At 66.5% G+C, this 2,165-nt stretch carries 2 protein-coding genes and 1 pseudogene; 1 reads left to right on the plus strand and 2 read right to left on the minus strand.

The features are described from left to right. Positions 1–353: 353 nt before the first annotated feature. Positions 354–1,310, minus strand: coding sequence for a FecR domain-containing protein (locus tag JV551A3_RS05205; protein ID WP_133978400.1), 957 nt, complete (start codon positions 1,308–1,310; stop codon positions 354–356). Continuing rightward, the gene (locus tag JV551A3_RS05210) at positions 1,297–1,812 is read right to left on the minus strand and encodes a sigma-70 family RNA polymerase sigma factor (protein ID WP_133978402.1); all 516 of its coding nucleotides are present in this window, start codon (positions 1,810–1,812) and stop codon (positions 1,297–1,299) included. The genes JV551A3_RS05205 and JV551A3_RS05210 overlap by 14 nt, the downstream gene beginning before the upstream one ends. 172 nt (positions 1,813–1,984) lie before the next feature. On the opposite strand from JV551A3_RS05210, the pseudogene JV551A3_RS05215 reads away from it, so the two are divergent. After that, positions 1,985–2,165, plus strand: a pseudogene (locus tag JV551A3_RS05215) (DNA-3-methyladenine glycosylase 2 family protein); the annotation flags it as partial.

Below are 2,165 nucleotides of genomic sequence, written 5' to 3' on the forward strand. Positions count from 1 at the left end.
TGTACGCCGCGGGTGGTCTTGCCCTGCAGGCTGTTCGCGTCGAACGACAGGNTCAGGCCGCCCTGGCGGGCCAACTGGTCCAGCGCCGGGGCCAGCGGGCCGGCCGGGATGTTCCAGTCGGTCTGCTGGCTCTGGCTGGCCGCTGCAGCCTGGGCCATGACCGGCAAGGTGCCGCCAGCTGCCAGGCCAAGGCCGAACACGGCCGCGCGTACGGCACGGCGCAGCCTGTCGTTGCGAGGGGAACACGGGGCAATCATGAAGCGCTCCTGAAGGTTGTGAAGACCACTTTTCGGGTTTTGTTCCTTCAGGCCGGACGAGAATGAGATTCCACCTCATTTATTTTCGAAAATTTTTCAGGCTGCACCGATGCTTACCCAAAAACGCGTGCGGTAGTCGACCCGCACCGGCAGGCTGCGGGTGAGCAGCTGCAGGATCTGCGCGGTGTCGGCCAGCTGGTAGGTACCGGACACCTTCAGGTCTGCCACTTCGGGGGCACAGCGCAGCAGGCCCGGGCGGTAGCGCGCCAGTTCGGCGATGAACTCGCCCAGCGGCATCTGCTGCACGCTGAGCACGCCGTCGGTCCAGCCCCAGGGGTCGCTGTGCAGCGTTACCGCCTGGAAGCTGCCGCTGGCCCACACCTGCAACGTTTCGCCTGGCAGCACCCGGCGTGGCGAGGCTGAGGAGGGGAACAGCGTGACGTCGCCCCGGCGTACCGCCAGCAACAGGCCCTGGTCGTTATCGCGCAGCAGCAGGTGGCCGTCGAGTGTGGCCAGTTGGCCGACTCGGGTGTCGATGCGGAACGGGCGGTTGTCGTTGGGGTTGCTGTCCAGGCTCACCTCGCCACGCACCAATTGCAGGCGGCGCTGCTCGACGCTGTAACTCAGGTCGATGGCGCTGGCGGTATTGAGCTGGATGCGGCTGCCATCGCTGCCTTGCCACCGGCGGCGCTCGCCGGTGGCAGTGCTGCTGTCGGCCAGCAACTGGGGTATACCCAACGGCTCGCGCGCGGCCCAGCCCAGGCTGCCGCCCACGGCCAGCACGGCCAGCAGCTTGAGGTGGTCACGGCGGCTGATGCGCTGGCGCTGGCTGGCATCCAGAGTGCGCCGGCTCAAGGCCTTGGGCAGCCCGGCCAGTTCGTCACCGAGGTGGCTGACCCGCTGCCAGGCCAAGGGATTGTGCGGATGGCTGGCCAGCCAGTGCTGGAACTGCTGCTCGGTATGCGGGCTTGGGCTGTCGAAGCGCAACTTCACCAGCCAGTCGATGGCCTGGTCGACCTGCGCCTGCGCGGGTGCGCTGTCAGGCGTCGGCATAGCGCAACCGGTAGCAGACGCCCAATGCCTTGGCCAGGTCGCGTTCGACGGTGGCCCGCGATACTCCCAGGCGCAGGGCGATCTGGACGATGCTCAAGCCGTCGAGCTGAGCCAGCAGGAATGCCTGGCGGGCACGCGGTTTCAGCTGGTGCAGGGCACGGTCGAGGCGCGCCAGGGTATCGAGGATAACCAGTCGATCTTCTTCACTGGGTACTTCGGCTGCGGGCAGGTGAGCCAGGCTTTCCTGGTAGGCCCGTTCCAGCGCGCGGCGGCGGAACTGGTCGATCATCAGGCCACGGGCGATGCTGCTGAGGTAGGCGCGTGGTTCCTTCAGCGGCGACAGCTGGCGCGCCCGCAAAAGCCGCACGAAGGTATCCTGGGCAAGGTCGGCGGCGTGCTCGCTGCAACCCACCCGGCTGCGCAGCCAGCCGCTAAGCCAGCTGTGGTGGGCCTGGTAGAGCAGAGCGACCTCGGTCGGCTTGAGCGTGTCGTTGATCTGCATCTTGGCGAAGGCCCGGTCCTGTGGATACATGCGATTGTGAATAGTTCTCAATTCTATGCGGGGACTATGGCGCGGAGCAATGGCATGCCAGGAATTAGCCGCGCAAGAACCGGCGTTTGCCCGATGAACGGCTGCGCTAAGCTGGACCTGCAATCGACTTGATGGAGGTGCCATGATCCTGGCCGACCTTTCGCCTGACGCGTACCGCGAGGCCACCGAATACCTGTCGGCGCTCGACCCTGACTGGTCGCGGCATATCGCGGCGACCGGGCCTTGCCTGCACCAGGCCACGCCGGGGCGTGAGCCTTACGAGGTGTTGGTGCGGGCGATTGCCTACCAGCAACTGCATGCCC

The sequence above is a fragment of the Pseudomonas inefficax genome, assembly GCF_900277125.1.
GTDB lineage: Bacteria > Pseudomonadota > Gammaproteobacteria > Pseudomonadales > Pseudomonadaceae > Aquipseudomonas > Aquipseudomonas inefficax.